The following is a 16317-nucleotide window of genomic DNA, read 5'->3' as shown; positions in this document are numbered from 1 at the left end:
CTTCAAAGTTGCGAATGAGCTCCTAACTTTTGCATATAGTTGGTAAAAAGCGTGTGCCTATCAGCGTTTCCTTCTGTATATTTGAGTAGGTTGATTTTCTTGTTGTTCTTTTTGTTGCAGATTATTTTTCTCTTTTTCGTAGTTCTCCTCCATTCCCATTTTAATCTGTTCAACCATATATTCGTTCAAATCTTTATAGGCCGAATAGATTTCAGAATGGTCTTTCGCTTGGGGAAAGTTTTTCAAAATGTCGTTCTTGCATTTTGTTCCGGAAAGGTCATTATCTAAAAACAAATGGATTTCGGAATATTGTTTCAAATGCTCTTTTGTCTTATTCAAAAGTGCAATGGAATTCATTATGAGCAAATCTCCTGTATAGGATTTCTGCATTTCTAAAAAAGACAAGGCATCAATAAAGCCTTCAAAGACCGCAACACTCGTGTTTTTATGATTTTTATATTGAGCATTGTCATTGAGATTAATTATTGAAATATCTTTTTTAAGAACAGCTCCTTTGTAAAATGAATTTCTGAGTTCCCAACCTTCGGAAAGATTTTGAAAACCTACAGCATACAGTTTTTTTTCTCCCATTTGGAAATGTACTTCCCTTACAAATGGAAAGACCATTTCCGAAAGTCCTCTTTGTAAAAGATAGTTTTTCAAATGCTCATTTTGAAGTTCTATGATTTCAGTGATTTGATAATTCGGCTTAGTATTGTTTTGCTTTTGAATGGCGCTCTGCGGTTGAAAAGAAGAAAAGTTTTGTTTCTCAGCCCATTTCAGAACTTCCTGTATTGAAGCATTTAAGTATTTCTGCATAAAATCGGTATTGTTACCACCAATTCCTTCCGAATGGAGATACCATACATTTTGTCTTTTATCGAGTTTAAAAGAGGCTTGGGATTCGCTGGCAAAAGGGTTGTGATACCAAGCTTCTTTTTCATTTTGTTTCGTGGGAAGGTGTCCGAGATTTTGGAGGACTTCTTCCAACGATAGGCTGTTAAATTGTTTGCAGTTCATACTGTAATATGTTTTGTAATTATTTTTCAAATATTCTTACCTAATTACCCTTTCATTGATTAATAATATTTTAAGGTATATTTTTACAATTACCTTTCTTTACCTTCTTACCATAATTTTTCATTTAGGTAGTTTTAGGTAACTATTTTAAAATATCATTACCTCAATAAGTCGTTGATTACTAGACTATTTTAAGTTTTAAGGTAACTTGGTAACTTTGGTAAGTCATTTCATTCAGGCTTTCTTTTAATGAGATAGCCATACACCTGAAGTTTAGGATGTTTCATCCTTTGATATTTTAAACTGGTGAGTGCTTTTCCAATTTTTATATTATTCAATCGTAATCCTAATGCATTATTCATTGCCAACATAATGTCTGTTGCCGTAAGAAATTCTTCGATTTTTTCAGATTTTTCAAAATGAGCAGAAATAAGCTCTTGCTCCATTGAAACTTGTGCATATTTTTCGTTTCGCTTTTCGTTTTCGGTGATATCCGTTACTGTCAATTCGGAATTATAATTTTTTCTTTCAAAAGCATTGAAATATGCTTGAGCCCAGACTCTATCAATATCAATTTCTTTGGAATATTCAAAATCAAAAGAATGTACCTCAAAAATCAACCATCTAATACTTCCTGTTTCATCGGTTAGAAAATCAGTCCTATTGGTAGATCCAACAAATGAGCAAATCCGCTCCAAAAATTCTGCTTTTCTTGCATAAGGAAGTCTAATATTGGCACTGCTTTTTGAAATGAAAGATTTCAAAGTATTAACATCGGATTTAGATAAAACCGCCAATTCATCAAGGTTGCAAATCAAATTTTTACAAATAGAAATAATACCGTCTTTGTCAATGGAAATATTTTCAGTATAATAATTTTCTAATTTGGGCGGAATTAAAAACCGTAAAAAAGAGGATTTCCCAGAATTTTGATGTGACGCTAAAACCAATGACTGCTTATTGACATATCCTTTGATTAGCGAACACAAAACTGCTCTTGTTAACCATTTTTCAAAATGATAAAGGAATGCATCATCATCATTAGTTTTGAGATATCGACAGAGATCCTTTATATAATCTTTACCATCCCAAGTTTCTAAACTTTCAAAATATTCTCGAATCGGATTATACTGCTGAATCAAATGGCTTCTTACCAGAATTTCCAGCTTATTCATATTAATCTCAATACCCGATTGAGCCAATTCTATAAGTAAGGAATTGATATTGAGAACAGACCAAGTTTCATTCTGTTCTTTCAATTGAATTTCCAACTCCAAAGCAATAGTATTAAAACGAATATTGTATTTTTCGTCCAAATATTTCATCGCTCGATCGTAAATTGTTTTTGAAGGAGTATCAGACTGATACAAGAATTTTTGTTCGTTCATAACCAACTTATCTATTTCGGTTATGATATTTCAGAGCTTCTGATTCTATTTCCAATAAGGTTTTCTTCTTCCCTTTAGAAATCCATTCCAAAAGTTCATCTTCAAAAAAGTAGAGTTTTTTACCGTTTTTGTAACACGGGATTTTTCTTTCACGAACAAGCGTATAAATCGTAGGTTTGGCTTTTCCTATTAATTTACACGCTTCGGAAATGTCAATAGGAATTTTCTTGGTAGGAATTGCCGGAACTTGTCTTTTTTCTACAATTGATTTGATTTCGGCAATTTCATTTACCAAATGTGCGACTGCTTTTGGCAGATTTTCAAAATTGATTTCTTGTGCATCCATAAGTATCGTTTATGATTGTTATGGTGCAATGATAATTTATGTTCTATGTATGTTTTTTGTATGATTAAAAATGACTAAATCATATTAATATCATAACCAATTTTCTGCTTAATGTTAATTGCTATTTTCTTTATTGAAGCATATTATTTTCAATTTTAATTACTCCTTCTTCTTTTCTTGAAGTAAGCAATTTTTCTATTGTTGGTTCTTCCATTTCTTTAAAATTTTCAGAAAAAACTATTTTCAAAAATTTAGCAACATCCTTTCTCTGATTATTTCCTCTATAATGATTCCATACATTCCACCCAAAATGCATTAAATCAATAGTTTTGAGATTATTTACTTTTAAAGGGATTAAAATATCAAACTTGCTATCTCTAAGAAATTCAACTAAATAGATGCATAACTTGTTGATTTCTTCATCTTCTGAATGCGGAGCAAATTTTTCTTTTGTGTAATGCATTATAAAATCTAACTTTTCCTGAAGGATTTCTTCATTTTTAGATTTGGCTTGACTTCTTATTTTTTCAATATCAGAAAGTTCAATTGTTTTTTCACTTTCCTCCAATGTAAGGGATATTTCATTTACAACTTCAAAATTTGGATTTTCTTTTTTAATAGAATTTTGAATAGTTTGCAAAGGTTCTTCATTCAATTTAAAATTCTCCGTAGATGTAATGATATGAAGATTCTTGGAATCAGATTCTTGCTTTTCAACTAACTCAGATTCTACATTCTTGGAAAAACGCTTTAACAGCCAACTAACAATGGGGTCAAGAAATAAATTGAGAATTGCAAAAATTAAAATACCTAACCCAACATAAATCCAAAAAATCATATTAACCGTAAACTCATCTGCTCCTTTTTTGATAAAATGCTCCCGTCCTAAAAGCCCAATAAAAATACAAACCAGTAAGACCGGCAAATATTTTAAAATATTTTCAAAGTATTTTATTTTCATTCTGACTTATTCTTTAAAAATGCCAACTGTATAGCTTCTGAAGCTTTAGTTTTCTTTTCATCAACTATTTTTGCATAGACTTGTGTGGTCTTCACATTGGTATGACCAAGCATTTTACTGACTGTGTAAATATCTGTACCATTTGATAACTGCAAGGTGGCGAAAGTATGACGGAAGCAGTGAAAAGTAATATTCTTTTTTATCTCAGCTTTCTCAATCCATTTTTTAAGAGGTCTTGAAATCCAGGAAGGATTTGGCAAATCTTCAAATACAAATTGTTCAGGTTGTCGTGGTTCTCCACAAAGTTGAAAAGCTTGCTGAGAAATGGGAGTATATTCAACACCTTTAGTTTTCTTCTGCGTGAAGTTTAGTCTAACCACATTATTTTCTATGCTGATTTCTTTCCATCGAAGCTTTTGAATATCGGAATGACGTAATCCAGTAAGTGCTGAGAAAAGTGCTGCTCTTTTAAGGACGTCTCTTTCGCAAGAAGTTGCAACCAACATATTAAGTTCTTCAATAGTCAAATATTCTCTTCTTGAATCCTGTTCCGGAATGCCTTTTATCTTTGAAGATAAGTCAACCAATAAATATCCATCAATAAATGCTTGCTTTAATGCCGCCTTAAAAATTGAAAAATAAGTTGCTGCAGTATTGTTGGAAATAGTCCCTTTTTTATTTCCTCCACAAGGGGCGGATAGAAGAAAGTTTTTAAAACCTTCAGCCATCTTATTGTCTATTTGAGAAAACATCAATTCATCTCCTGCAAAGTTTTTTAAGAATTCTATCGTACGTTCCCAATTGATTAGGATAGAGCTTGAATTTTTTCCGTGTCTTTTAGATGCTACTTTACCAAAGTATTCAATAAAATTTTTCTGACTTTTTTCTTTTTGCCCAATTAACAAATTTTCAGAATCACTGTATAAATCTACATTATCATATTCTCGTTGACGAAGTTTTCGGATTCCATCCGCATATAGCATTACTTCACGGTCATTCTCACTTTTGCAAATGATTACCCCGTTGTCATTACGTTTCGGTTTGTACGTTTTTGTTCCTGTTGAATCTGTTCGAGCAGTTCTTTTCTTGTCCCATTCCACCGTTGTAACACTTCTGTTCAAATATTCACGAATACGCTGTGGTGTTTTCTTTCCGGAAATTTGTACGGGATAACTTTCTATATAAACGTACCATTCTTTCCGGTCTTCTGCTCTGCGAAGTCTTACGGTTACTTTTGTTTTAGATAGTTGTTTCATTTTCCAGCGAATATTTTATCAATTTGTTCTTTCGGCACATAGACAAAATTACCAACCTGCTTTTTAGGAATACTAAATTTCCTGATTACGCTGCTTACCGTTGATGGATTAGCTCCAAATTTATCACTCACTTCGGAAAGTGTATAGCAATCTTCAATTGTATAATTCAATTTTTCAGGCTTTGCTTCTTTTTCTTTCGGAATTTCTACAGCTGTAAACATTTTTTCCAAATGTTCTTTGCTTATTCTTGTCAATCTCTGTCCAAAATTATGGGCAGGTATAATCTCATTCTTTATAAGTCTCCTAAGAGTATCTTTTGAAATTCCAAAAAGAATAGTTGCTTCTGTAATTGAAATATACGGACGTGTTTGAATCTCAACAATTTTATTTTTAGAATTCTCTAAAATTGATTGTTTCTGCTCAGCAGCCTTTTGTAACTGCTTTTGTCTCTTTCCAGATTTGTCAGCACAAGCTTTACTACAAAACCTTGTAGTTATTGTTTTTGCTTCAAACGGTTTTTCACAAAACTCACAAATCTTAGGTATTTTTAGTTTACTAAAGCCCATAGTATCAGTTTAAGTATCGAATAAGACTAATTAAGACATAATAAAGCGCACATTATCGCTAATTAACGCGCGTTACAAATATGGTACAAATATATAATAAAAAACGATAAAATTTGAATGTAAATAAAAAATAGAAACAAATAAAAATCGCTGCAAATATAACATTTACAGCGATTTATTAATTATTATTACTTGATGTTAATCAATACTTACTTCACTTCTTCAAAATCTGCATCCTGAACATCATCTGCTCCGCCGGCATTACCTTGAGATTGTGCTCCTGCATCTGCACCTGGCTGTTGACCTGCTGCATACAATTCTTCAGAAGCTGCCATCCAAGCTGCATCCAGAGCTTCGGTTTTAGCTTTTACATCATCAGCATTTTTAGCTTCAAAAGCTGTTTTCAATTCTGCATGAGCAGATTCGATTGCGGCTTTTTTATCAGCAGACAATTTATCACCAAACTCTTTCAATTGTTTTTCAGTTTGGAAGATCAATCCGTCAGCTTTGTTGAAAACTTCAACCTCTTCTTTTCTCTTAGCATCGGCTGCAGAGTTTTCTTGAGCTTCTTTTTTCATTCTTTCGATTTCTTCGTCAGAAAGACCAGAAGAAGCTTGGATCTTGATTGTTTGTTCTTTACCAGTTCCTTTGTCTTTAGCAGAAACGCTCAAGATACCGTTCGCATCAATATCAAAAGTTACTTCGATTTGAGGAACTCCTCTTGGAGCTGGTGGAATATCTGTCAAATCAAATTTACCAATCTCTTTGTTATCGTTGAACATTGGTCTTTCTCCTTGTCCAACTCTGATGCTTACTGCAGGCTGATTGTCAGACGCTGTAGAGAAAACCTCAGATTTTTTAGTTGGGATGGTTGTGTTTGCTTCAATTAATTTAGTGAAAACAGAACCCATCGTTTCGATACCTAAAGAAAGTGGTGTAACATCTAATAAAAGAACGTCTTTTACATCACCTGTCAAAACCCCACCTTGGATAGCTGCACCAATCGCTACAACCTCATCCGGGTTTACACCTTTAGATGGTTTTTTACCAAAGAATTTTTCTACTTCTTCCTGGATGATTGGTATTCTTGTAGAACCACCTACCAAGATTACTTCGTCGATATCGGAAGTTGACAAACCTGCATCTTTCAACGCTTTTGCAACCGGCTCCATAGAACGTCTTACCAAATCAGCTGATAACTGCTCGAATTTAGCTTTAGTTAAAGTCTTAACCAAGTGTTTAGGACCTGTAGCTGTAGCCGTGATATATGGAAGGTTGATTTCAGTTTGAGGAGAAGAAGATAATTCAATTTTAGCTTTTTCAGCTGCTTCTTTCAATCTTTGTAATGCGATTGCATCAGATTTCAAGTCAACACCTTCTTCCGCTTTGAATTCATCCGCCATCCAGTTGATAATCACATCATCGAAGTCATCACCACCTAAGTGCGTATCACCGTTTGTAGACAATACTTCAAATACACCGTCTCCCAAATCAAGGATGGAAATATCGAAAGTACCACCACCAAGGTCATATACTGCGATTTTTTGATCTTTATGATTTTTATCGAGACCGTAAGCTAATGCAGCTGCAGTTGGCTCGTTGATAATTCTTTCTACTTTAAGACCTGCAATTTCACCAGCTTCTTTAGTAGCCTGTCTTTGAGCATCGTTAAAGTAAGCAGGAACAGTAATTACTGCTCTTGTTACCTCTTGTCCAAGATAATCTTCAGCAGTTTTCTTCATTTTCTGAAGAATCATTGCAGAAATCTCCTGTGGCGTATATTCTCTGTCGTCAATTTTTACTTTTACAGTATCATTTGGTCCGGAAACTACTTTATAAGGTACTCTTGTAATTTCAGAAGCATCATCTTTAAAGTGCGTTCCGATAAATCTTTTGATTGAATAAACCGTTTTTGTAGGGTTAGTTACTGCTTGTCTTTTTGCAGGATCACCTACTTTTCTTTCACCATCTTCTGTAAATGCTACAATAGAAGGCGTTGTTCTTTTACCTTCTGCGTTAGGGATAACAACAGGGTCTTTACCTTCCATTACTGCAACGCAAGAGTTTGTTGTTCCTAAGTCGATTCCAATTATTTTACTCATAATATTTATATTTTTTCTAATTTTTTAAATTTTAATTTACAATCTCATTTTCTCAATATTTATACCATTCATTTTTTTGTGACAAATTGACATGTTTAAAATGTTTTTTTGTATGGAAATAATATTCAACCTTACTTTGAATGCATTAGTAAGCGGTTTTAATAATATTGATACATTCTTTGAAAAACATACTTTTGACATATTACGGGGTAATAATGGTGTTTTTTGAATCATTTTTGTCACTTTTGTTTTTCTTATGCTTCAGATTGTAACGGAAGATTAATGAAAAAGTATAAGTTGGGATTTGAAAAAGCTTTATTAATAAAAAGTAATATGCTTTTTGTAAGATATTGTTTATTTTTGAAGAACTATTATTTATCAATATGTCTTTACATTTCAATCCCAGAGATATTACGTGGCTTGCCTTTAATGAAAGAGTTCTTCAGGAAGCAATGGACGAAAATGTTCCTTTACATTTAAGAATTCGGTTTTTAGGAATTTTTTCCAATAATTTAGATGAGTTTTTTAGAGTTCGGGTTGCCGGATTAAAACGAGCAATGGATTTTAAAGAAAAAATAATTGCCGAATCTTTTTATCAGCCACCTTCTAAAATACTTCAGAAAATTAATGAAATTGTCATTAAACAACAGGCAGATTTTGATAAAACCTGGAAGAAAATTCAGGTTGAAATGGCAGAACATCATGTCTTTATTAAGACTGCAAAGAATTTAACGCCTAAACAGAAAGAATTTGTAAGAAAATATTTTGATGAAGTGGTAGAGTCTAACGTGATACCCATTTTGCTTCATGAAAATACTCCGATGCCTTATATGAGAGATAAAAGTCTCTATTTGGGCGTTGCTATGAGAAAAAAAGACTGGAACTATCAAAGCAATTATGCAATTATAGAAATACCGTCACGTTTTGTGGGAAGGTTTGTTTTACTCCCAACAGAAAATCCAGAGGAAAAAAATGTGATGCTTTTGGAAGATGTTATAACCTTCAATCTTCCGCATATATTCTCTTATTTTGGATATGATGATTTCGCTGCAAATGCTTTTAAAGTAACCAAAGATGCCGAAATGGATTTGGATAATGATATCCGAACCAATTTTGCCGAAAAAATAGAAAAAGGTCTCAAAAACAGAAGGAAAGGAAAGCCTACAAGATTCGTTTTCGATAAAGATATGGATAAGGCATTGCTTGAATTACTCATTAGAAAACTGAATTTAAGCAAAAAAGACAGCATTATTCCGGGTGGAAAAATACATAATTTTAAACATTTTATGGATTTTCCGGATGTTTTCGAGAAATATGAGAAACCTGTTGAAAGAACATCATTCACACATCCCGATTTTCTTCAGGGAGAAAGGGTTACGGATGTTATTTTGAAGAAAGATGTTCTGCTTACTTTTCCTTATCACACGTACACTCCGGTGATAGATTTGCTTCGCGAAGCGGCGATGGATCCGGATGTAAAATCTATCCAGATTACGGCATATCGCTTGGCAAGCAATTCTAAAATAAGCAATGCACTAATTTACGCTGCAAGAAATGGTAAAGAAGTAACCGTGATGTTGGAGCTTCAGGCAAGGTTCGATGAAGAGTCTAATCTCGAGTGGAAAGAAATGTTTGAGCCGGAAGGGATAAAGGTTCTCATTGGAATTCCAAATAAGAAAGTACACGCCAAACTTTGCGTTATTAAAAAACGGGCAAACAACAAAACGCTTCAGTACGGATTTGTAAGTACGGGGAATTTTAATGAAAAAACTGCCAGAATCTACGGAGATCATCTTATTATGACTTCAGACCGAGGAATTATGGCAGATATCAATAAGGTTTTTAATGTTTTGAGAAAACCTAAAGAAGATTATTTGCCTGTTCTTAAAACCTGTAAAAGTTTATTGGTTTGTCCGCAGTTTATGAGAGAGAAAATCGAATACCATATTAATAAAGAAATAGAGGAGGCTAAAGCAGGAAGAAAGGCGGAAATGATTATTAAAGCGAACTCGGTAAGTGATAAGGTTTTAATTACCAAACTTTATGAAGCGGCAAAAGCAGGGGTGGTGATAAAAATGATTGTAAGAGGAATTTACTGCGCGGTTAATCAAAAAGATTTTAAAGAGAAGATAAAAGCCATTAGTATTGTTGATGAGTATCTGGAACACGCAAGAGTAATGTATTTTTACAACAAAGGGGCAGAAGATATGTATATTTCTTCAGCGGACTGGATGAACAGAAATTTAGATTACAGAGTAGAAGCTGCGGCAAAAATTACCAATAAAAGTCTGAAAAAAGAATTGAAAGATATTCTCGATATTCAGTTGAGGGATAATGTAAAAGCCAGAATTTTAGATAAAAATCTTAGGAATGAATATTTAAATAATCATAAAGAGGAATGCAGATCCCAAATTGAAACCTATAAATATCTTAAAGCTAAAAAATATCAAAATAATTAATTGTATTGGGATTATTAATTATCATTGGAAAATTTAAATGTTAAAGTTTATTGAGGTGTAGTTTTGATAATATTTTGGTAAAGAAATTGTATATGTAGCAATATAAATTAACAAAATTTAACAGCTATGAATATTTCTTTCTACGATTTTAAAAACTTACCCAACCAAACCCAGTGGAATATTGCTATTAATGAAGGTAAAGTAATGAATGAAAGAGTTTTAGACTCTTTAAAATATGTGCTTTATGGATTATCGCATTTTACAGTAGAGATTATTTTCAACACTTCAAATGATAAAGTTGAAGGATTGAATGTTTTTCCCAATCAGGCAGTTTATCAATAGTTTAAAAGCAAAATAAGCTGTTATAAAATATAGAGAGAGCACGAAAGGCTCTCTTTTTTTGTGTATATCAACAAAAAAAAACAGCTTTCAAAAGCTGTTTTTATTTTTTAAGACTGTTGATGAAGTTATCAATTCAAAGGTTTTCTTCCTGTAAGTAAATTGATAACTACCACTATAACGGCAATTACTAATAGAGCATGAATTAAACTTCCGGTATTCATCCCAGGAATTACCCCAAGCATTCCCAAAAGCCACGCAATAATACATATAACGGCTACAAGCCATAAAATACTTCTCATAATATATTTTTTTTATTTGGTTGAATTTTATTATGCACTTATTGTGCCTTTTGTTAAAAAAGTATTAAAAAAAGTAAAAAAAAATAAAAATAAGTTCTGTTTTTATTGGTTTGTCGTTAAAAATTCTTGGAATAATTGTTGTTGAATTTTATTTGGTTTTACATGATTATTCACCTAAAAATTACAATTATGCTTATTTCTGAAGAACTTTTAAAAGAATATGGAGCCGAAACAGAAGTTTTCGATTCATCTTATGTTATATTTAGTGAAGGGGATAAGCCCAAGAATTATTATCAGATTGTAGAGGGGAGAATTAAACTTAATAATTATAATGAAGAAGGAAAAGAGCTTATTTTTGCCATCCTTGAAAAAGGTTTAAGTGTTTGCGAACTTTTGTTGTTTATAGATAAAACTTATCCTGTAAATGCTATAACTTTCGAAAAATGTACCGTACTAAAGTTGCCTAAAGCTCAGTTTGAAAAGCTTTTGGACGACCATCCTAAAATCTCCAGAGATATGAATAAATTTCTTTCGGAGAGGTTGTATTACAAATATATTATGTTAGATAATAATTCTTCGCTAAGACCATCCGTAAGAATTAAAGGGGCATTAGATTATTATAAAAGTTATAATGAAAATGCTAAAAAATTCGAATATGAAATTCCATTAACAAGACAGCAGTTGGCATCACTTACTGCATTGCGTGTAGAAACAGTCATTAGAACCGTAAAAGAACTCGAAAAAGAAAATTTCCTGAAAATTATCAACCGTAAAATTTTTGTATAAATGTAAAATGTACCACAGAACGAACGTTTTCAGTTCATTATGTTGGTAATGGTATGGTCGTTGTAAGAAAATAGACACATCACAAAATATTTTTTTATGCAAAACGAAAAAACAGTTTCAGTACTTAATGATTTACTGAACATTACCAACGACAGAATTGAAGGGTTTTCTAAAGTGGAAGACAAAGTATGGGATACTTATTCTCCATTAAAATCAGATTACGATGAAATGGTTAATCAGTCTCAAACTATGAAAGCAGAACTGATGAGTCTTATCACACAGAGAGGAGGAGATCCCGACAATACTACGAGTACAGCAGGGGCAATTCACAGAGCCTGGATCGATTTGAAAAATTCTTTTTCAGGAGATAAAGCAGAATCAACACTCGAAAATGTTGTGTTTGGAGAAGAAGCTGCAATAGATGCTTATCAGGATGCTTTAGACAGCGGAGATCTTTGTCCGGAAAGTTCGAGAGTGGTGAGCGACCAACTCCATCATCTTAAATCTTCTTACAGTAAATTCAGTAATTTAAATGAAATGAAAAATTAAATTTTAAAACAATTTTTCATACAGTTTTCAAGTGAAATCTTCACTTTTAGTACCAATGGCATAAGGTTGCGTAAAAAATATATTTTAGATTCTCGCAGCCTTATGTTTTATATTAAAATATTATGCAATTAACATCAGACCTTAAAGAACAATTTATTAATCATAGTAATGAAATAAAAATTGTAAGAGTTGTTTATAAAAAGAAAAAAGTTGTTGAAGGTAAGCCGGCTATAGTTACAGGAAATCCCTTTGATATAAAATTATTCGATTCTGATAAGAAAGATGAAAACAATTCCGAAAATTTTCATTCTATGGATTTCGACTCAGCTATTGAAGTTTCACTTATTTATTTTGACGATTCTATAAAGGTTTTCAGAGATCATTAAAGGATATGGCATACCGATTGCAAAGCAAAAATACCAATCATGAAATTATATGCACTCCTTAACTTCATCTACCGAAGAAATATCTGTTGTTTTAGCACTCTTAGAAAACGATTTGCAGCAAATGCTCAGTCATTGCCAAACATATAAATGGAAATTTGAGATTATTAATACTCACAATATTCAGATTTTTATTCCGTCCGATTCACTGCATATTTTTTTTTATCTAGGTCGTAATTTTTTTTCTCAATCTTCCAATTAATGTAATTATTAAATTCATATTTATTTCAAATTTTTACTTAATTAAATTTAAAAAAAATGTTTTGAATAAAATTAATTACTTATTATTTTATTTAAAATAATATTATTTAATTATGTGTATTTAATTGTTTAAATAGATTAAAATTATTCGAATTGTTGATTTGGTACAGTAATTGAATAGTAGACGGCACAAGATTTATGTTAAAATTTTAATAATTATATTAAAGTTTTTTAAAACAGATATTTTTTTATATCTGAAAACATTACTTAATAAAAATCAAAATAAATAAAATTATATGAAATCAAAACTAGCACTTTTATCGCTTGCCATAGCAGTTCCAACTGCAGCTTTGGCGCAGGATTCTTTACGAACGGTGTCTTCTAATACCGACTATCCTAATACGTTTAGCTCGGGTTCAGCCAATGTACAGCGTTTTACACAATCTTCTAAAAGATTCAACGATTGGTCGATCTCTTTTGGTGGGGGTGTACCTTTAATGCAGTCAGCAGATCTTACTTCTATTAAAAACGGAAATGGGAAAAACCTTTTTGGATATTCCGGTTACTTCAGTGTAGACAAAGCTCTTACTCACGCATTTGGCTTGAAATTGCAGTATGACCGTGGAGAAACAAGACAAGGTTGGTTTAATACCAAAGATGCTGCTCCAGCAAATGCTTCTATAAACGGACAGGAAGGTGCAAGAACTCAGTATGATGCAATATCAATTTTGGGAGATATCAATTTTTCCAATCTTATGAGAAGAGTAGATAATAAATCTCCTTACAGATGGGCACTTCACGGATATGCCGGTATCGGAACTCTAGCGTACAGAGCTTATCTTAAAGATGAATTCGGACAGAGATTAATGACGGAAGTTAAACCTTTCAGTGCGTTTTCATTTTTTGGACAGGCAGGTGCCGGTCTTAAATATAAAATCAGTAACCGCGTAGATTTGGAAGGTAGAGTAATGTATGTGGTAACAACAGATGATACTTTTGATGGTGGTGGAGATCAGTATAGTGCTATCAATAAGAGATCAGAACAGACATCGGATAATTTCTTCAATACTACTTTAGGTCTTACTGTTAATTTGGGTAAACACGATTCTCATTTAATGTGGCATGATCCTTTGCAGGAAATCTATTATAAAATGGATGTTTTGGAATCTAAAACTACAGATATCGAAGTATGTAAAAGCGGCGATGCAGATAACGACGGAGTTTGCGATGACTGGGACAGACAGTTAGATACTCCTGCCGGAGCAAGGGTAGACGGAGCCGGAGTTGCGTTGGATGTTGACATGGATGGAGTAATCGACCTTTACGATAAATGTGTTACTGTTCCGGGGCCAGTAGAAAACCAAGGGTGTCCTACACAGATAATTAGTGATAATACAGGTGGTACGGTTTCAGAATCTGTAACTAAGTTGGATGGAATTGAATTTGATTTGAATTCTGATAAAATATTACCTTCCAATACACCGATTTTAAATAATGCTGTAAACTATATTAATTCTTCTAATGGAGGATATACGGTAATCGGAGCAACAGATACAAGAGGATCAGAAGCTTACAATAAAAATCTCTCAGACAAAAGAGCAAAAAATGTAAAAGATTACTTGGTGAGAAACGGAGTAGAAGCTTCTAAGCTGAACTCGAAAGGAAATGGTAAAAAAGATTTGAAATATCCTGAATGCGACCCTGCATCTAAGTGTCCTGAATGGAAAAATAGAGCAAATAGAAGAGTGTATTTTGAGGCAAAATAAAATAATCACTTCTACATGAGAGGCTGTCATTGAAAAATGACAGCCTTTTTTCTATTGCATATAAGGATTATTTTTCAATTAAAACATTGTTTCAGTCATAATAAACGGAATTATTTACGCTGTACTTTTGTTGCGAAATATGTAGAATATGAAAAAAAGAATTTTAATTTTTGATGACGATCAATCTATTCTAGATGTTTTCAAAATCATATTTGGCGAAAACGGCTACGATGTTGAAATCTCAAAAACCTCGCACGATATCCTAGAAAGAGTAAGAGAGTTTACTCCCGACCTAATATTAATGGATAACTGGATTCCCGAAATTGGAGGAATTGGTGCTTTAAAACTACTTAAAAGCTGCGAAAATTACAGAAATATTCCTGTAATATATATCAGTGCCAACAGTGATATAAGTTCTCTTGCCAAATCCGCTCAGGCAAACGATTTCATCGCAAAACCTTTCGATCTTAATAAACTGGAAAGAATGGTTGAGAAATTTCTGTAAATTTTGAAATTTAAATTTTTCAATGCTAAAAAACTTGTCAGAAAAGACAAGTTTTTTAGTAATAAAATGTGATTTGGTGTAACTGGTAAATTTCAATAATTATGCCAAGCATACAATGTGTGGTATCTATAATTGAATCTTATTTTTCTTCAGTTTATAGAGCTTTATGTTGCTAATCATAAATTTTAAATATCAGGAAACTTATTTTTGCTCTCGTTAAAAATAAAAGGCTTTACAGTCATTTATTTTATGGTAAACAAATTTTCGAAATTGTATGGTTATAGATGAAGATATACTTAGGGAATATAATGCTGAAATTCATTGTTATGAAGCCGGCGAAATCATTTTTTTCGAAGATGCATATCCCAAGTTTTATTATCAGATTTCCAAAGGTCTGGTAAAACTTAATACGTACAGAGACGACGGGAGTGAGTTTATACACAGTCTTCCAGGCGAAGGAAGCTGTTTTGCAGAAACATTTCTATGGGGAGATAATTATTATTGCATAAATGCTGTGGCTGTTACCGAAACAGAGGTTTGGAGAATGTCTAAAAAAAATTTTTTTAACCTTATTGAAAGCTGTAGTGATGTGATGAAAAATCTAATGACATTTACCGCAGACAGAATGTTTTACAGGCATAAAATGCTTAGTGCGATTTCCGAAAATAAGCCTTCTTATAGAATTATTAAGCTGTTCGAGCTTTTAAAGTATTACAATAATCAACAAGAACCTTTCAACTATATGGTTCCTTTCTCGAGACAACAATTGGCAAGTCTTACTGGCTTAAGAGTAGAAACAGTAATCCGGACCGTAAAAAGATTGGAAAGCGAGAATTTATTAAAAATTTCAAACGGAAAAATCTGTATTTGAATTTAAAATTGAATTAAAAATACAATAATCTTCGTCAGTTTAAAAATTGAGGTTCAGCAATTCTTACACAATATTCACTTCCAAGATAGAGCGGGTTTCCGTGTTTCTCAGACCAAAATCCATCCAGTGTGTTAATGTTGATAAAACGATAAACGGCAACTCCTTTATATATTTTTCTTTCATCGCCCTCATAATTGAAATTGATGACAAGAATCTGATCCTTATAAAATCCTTTTCCATGCTGTATGTGGTCTCCAATTTTCCAACGGGCATTAATGCGGTTGTTTTCATCAATATTTAAAGTCAGAAATCCATGATAAGTATTTCCGTTTTCTTCCTGATTGGTTCCCTGAATTGCATAATTTCCCGCTAAATCTTGTACAGTCATGAGGTGAATTTTGAACAAATGTAGCAATCTTCTTTTCAATGATTCTGATGTGAATGATAGATTTTATAT

The 16317-nt window shown here is 32.5% G+C and carries 17 protein-coding genes; 8 read left to right on the top strand and 9 right to left on the bottom strand.

Going from position 1 to position 16317, the window contains the following annotated elements; translation table 11 throughout:
* Window positions 1-60 precede the first annotated feature (60 nt).
* The 7 genes from MTP08_RS07750 to dnaK all read right to left on the bottom strand — a co-directional run bounded on the left by MTP08_RS07750 (window position 61) and on the right by dnaK (window position 7639).
* A complete protein-coding gene (locus MTP08_RS07750) occupies window positions 61-1020 on the bottom strand; it encodes a toprim domain-containing protein (RefSeq protein WP_243575477.1) in 960 nt (319 codons plus the stop codon).
* Between the two features lie 230 nt (window positions 1021-1250).
* Complete coding sequence (locus tag MTP08_RS07745) at window positions 1251-2408, bottom strand: virulence-associated E family protein (protein ID WP_243575476.1); 1158 nt, start codon at window positions 2406-2408, stop codon at window positions 1251-1253.
* Between the two features lie 7 nt (window positions 2409-2415).
* Complete coding sequence (locus tag MTP08_RS07740) at window positions 2416-2754, bottom strand: helix-turn-helix domain-containing protein (protein WP_243575475.1); 339 nt, start codon at window positions 2752-2754, stop codon at window positions 2416-2418.
* Window positions 2755-2884: 130 nt separating this feature from the next.
* Window positions 2885-3715, bottom strand: coding sequence for a hypothetical protein (locus MTP08_RS07735; RefSeq protein WP_243575474.1), 831 nt, complete (start codon window positions 3713-3715; stop codon window positions 2885-2887).
* Window positions 3712-4971, bottom strand: coding sequence for a site-specific integrase (locus MTP08_RS07730; RefSeq protein ID WP_243575473.1), 1260 nt, complete (start codon window positions 4969-4971; stop codon window positions 3712-3714). The genes MTP08_RS07735 and MTP08_RS07730 overlap by 4 nt, the downstream gene beginning before the upstream one ends.
* A complete protein-coding gene (locus MTP08_RS07725; protein ID WP_243575472.1) occupies window positions 4968-5537 on the bottom strand; it encodes a helix-turn-helix domain-containing protein in 570 nt (189 codons plus the stop codon). Before MTP08_RS07725 ends, MTP08_RS07730 begins: the two co-directional genes overlap by 4 nt.
* Window positions 5538-5746: 209 nt before the next feature.
* The gene (gene dnaK, locus MTP08_RS07720; RefSeq protein WP_243575471.1) at window positions 5747-7639 is read right to left on the bottom strand and encodes a molecular chaperone DnaK; all 1893 of its coding nucleotides are present in this window, start codon (window positions 7637-7639) and stop codon (window positions 5747-5749) included.
* A 383-nt stretch (window positions 7640-8022) separates the two neighbouring features.
* Here dnaK and ppk1 point away from each other — a divergent pair, with 383 nt between their 5' ends.
* On the top strand, window positions 8023-10098 hold the full coding sequence (ppk1, locus tag MTP08_RS07715; protein ID WP_209390775.1) for a polyphosphate kinase 1: 2076 nt from the start codon (window positions 8023-8025) through the stop codon (window positions 10096-10098).
* Between the two features lie 126 nt (window positions 10099-10224).
* Window positions 10225-10440, top strand: coding sequence for a hypothetical protein (locus MTP08_RS07710; RefSeq protein ID WP_243575470.1), 216 nt, complete (start codon window positions 10225-10227; stop codon window positions 10438-10440).
* 128 nt (window positions 10441-10568) lie between these two features.
* Here the strand turns inward: MTP08_RS07710 and MTP08_RS07705 are convergent, their stop codons facing one another.
* Window positions 10569-10739 carry a lmo0937 family membrane protein gene (locus MTP08_RS07705; protein ID WP_209390773.1) on the bottom strand — a complete coding sequence of 57 codons (171 nt, stop codon included), beginning with the start codon at window positions 10737-10739 and terminating at the stop codon, window positions 10569-10571.
* Window positions 10740-10928: 189 nt separating this feature from the next.
* On the opposite strand from MTP08_RS07705, the gene MTP08_RS07700 reads away from it, so the two are divergent.
* The 6 genes from MTP08_RS07700 (at window position 10929) to MTP08_RS07675 (ending at window position 15860) form a co-directional block, all read left to right on the top strand.
* The gene (locus MTP08_RS07700) at window positions 10929-11525 is read left to right on the top strand and encodes a Crp/Fnr family transcriptional regulator (protein ID WP_243575469.1); all 597 of its coding nucleotides are present in this window, start codon (window positions 10929-10931) and stop codon (window positions 11523-11525) included.
* A gap of 96 nt (window positions 11526-11621) precedes the next feature.
* Window positions 11622-12074 (top strand): ferritin-like domain-containing protein, encoded by a 453-nt coding sequence (locus MTP08_RS07695; protein WP_243575468.1) that lies wholly within the window; start codon window positions 11622-11624, stop codon window positions 12072-12074.
* A gap of 122 nt (window positions 12075-12196) precedes the next feature.
* Complete coding sequence (locus tag MTP08_RS07690) at window positions 12197-12460, top strand: hypothetical protein (protein ID WP_243575467.1); 264 nt, start codon at window positions 12197-12199, stop codon at window positions 12458-12460.
* A 554-nt stretch (window positions 12461-13014) separates the two neighbouring features.
* Window positions 13015-14484: an OmpA family protein gene (locus tag MTP08_RS07685; RefSeq protein WP_243575466.1), complete on the top strand. Its 1470-nt coding sequence runs from the start codon at window positions 13015-13017 to the stop codon at window positions 14482-14484.
* Between the two features lie 148 nt (window positions 14485-14632).
* Complete coding sequence (locus tag MTP08_RS07680; protein WP_209390768.1) at window positions 14633-14989, top strand: response regulator; 357 nt, start codon at window positions 14633-14635, stop codon at window positions 14987-14989.
* Between the two features lie 274 nt (window positions 14990-15263).
* The gene (locus MTP08_RS07675) at window positions 15264-15860 is read left to right on the top strand and encodes a Crp/Fnr family transcriptional regulator (protein WP_243575465.1); all 597 of its coding nucleotides are present in this window, start codon (window positions 15264-15266) and stop codon (window positions 15858-15860) included.
* 34 nt (window positions 15861-15894) lie between these two features.
* Here the strand turns inward: MTP08_RS07675 and MTP08_RS07670 are convergent, their stop codons facing one another.
* Complete coding sequence (locus tag MTP08_RS07670; protein ID WP_243575464.1) at window positions 15895-16248, bottom strand: hypothetical protein; 354 nt, start codon at window positions 16246-16248, stop codon at window positions 15895-15897.
* Between the last annotated feature and the right edge of the window lie 69 nt (window positions 16249-16317).

The sequence above is a fragment of the Chryseobacterium oryzae genome (assembly GCF_022811665.1).
In the GTDB taxonomy this organism is placed as follows: domain Bacteria; phylum Bacteroidota; class Bacteroidia; order Flavobacteriales; family Weeksellaceae; genus Chryseobacterium; species Chryseobacterium oryzae.
This window is presented reverse-complemented; position numbering and strand designations above follow the sequence as displayed.